This is a genomic window from Roseicyclus amphidinii (assembly GCF_030163755.1).
In the GTDB taxonomy this organism is placed as follows: Bacteria; Pseudomonadota; Alphaproteobacteria; order Rhodobacterales; family Rhodobacteraceae; genus Roseicyclus; species Roseicyclus amphidinii.
The window spans coordinates 1-1,065 of sequence record NZ_JASJOE010000151.1 but is presented as its reverse complement, the minus strand read 5'-3'; the positions used below and the strand labels follow the sequence as shown (position 1 = coordinate 1,065).

Below are 1,065 nucleotides of genomic sequence, written 5' to 3'. Positions count from 1 at the left end.
CCGGGTGGCGGCCCAGCTGCGCCACCAGCGCGCTGTCGGTCGCCCCCGTCGCGCCGCCCCGCGCCAGCAGCAGCGCCGAGGCGATGGCAATGATCACCGCGGGGATCTGGCTGACCAGCCCGTCGCCGATCGTCAGGATGGCATAGGTCTCGAAGGCGCGCGCCAGCGGCATGTCATGCAGCATCGTGCCGACAAGCAGCCCCACGACAAGGTTCAGCATCGTGATCAGAAGCCCCGCGATGGCGTCGCCCTTGACGAATTTCGACGCGCCGTCGAGCGAGCCGAAAAAGCTCGTCTCGGCCTGCTCGCGCTCGCGCCGCGCCTTGGCCTCGGCATGGTCGATGGCGCCCGCGGCCATGTCGCTGTCGATGGCCAGTTGCTTGCCCGGCATCCCGTCCAGCGCGAAGCGCGCGCCGACCTCGGCCATGCGGGCGGCGCCCTTGTTGATGACGATGAAGTTCACGATCAGCAACACGCAGAAGATCACGAGGCCCATCACGACGCTGCCGCCGATCACGAACATGGCGAACCCCTCGATCACGCCGCCGGCGGCCGAGGGCCCGGTGTGGCCCTGCCCGATGATCAGCTTGGTGGAGGAGACGTTGAGCGAGAGCCGCAGCATCAGCGAGGCGAGCAGGATCGTGGGGAAGGCCGAGAAATCGAGCGGGCGCTCGATGAAAAGCGTGACCGTGAAGATCAGGATCGCCAGCCCGAAACTGGCCGCAAGGCCAAGGTCCACCACGAAGCTCGGGACCGGCAGGATCATCATCACGATGACCGCCATCAGGGCCAGCGCGAACAGGACCGTGGGCCGGAGGGCAATCTGCGACAGGCTCATGGAGCGGCCTCCGCCGGGCGGGGTGCCGGGTTGTCCAGCAGTGCCGCCACCTCGGCCCGCAGCCTGCGGCTGTCGTCGATGCGCGCCGCCAGGGCCGAGAGCACCGGCGGCGATCCGGGCGGGCGATCTACGGCGGATGCGGCGGGCAGCCCGGCCATGCGGTCGGCGATCTCGGCATGCGGCGGCAGGGCGTCCCGCGCGATGCGCGGCCAGTCGCCGCCCTGCCA

The 1,065-nt window shown here is 70.0% G+C and carries 2 protein-coding genes; both read right to left on the bottom strand.

The window, feature by feature from the left end; translation table 11 throughout:
* Nucleotides 1-838, bottom strand: an 838-nt coding sequence (locus QQK83_RS19330; RefSeq protein ID WP_284267072.1) for an FHIPEP family type III secretion protein, incomplete at its 3' end; no start/stop codon positions are given.
* Nucleotides 835-1,065: hypothetical protein (locus tag QQK83_RS19325; protein WP_284267071.1), on the bottom strand; the 231-nt coding region annotated here is incomplete at its 5' end. The genes QQK83_RS19325 and QQK83_RS19330, both read right to left, overlap by 4 nt.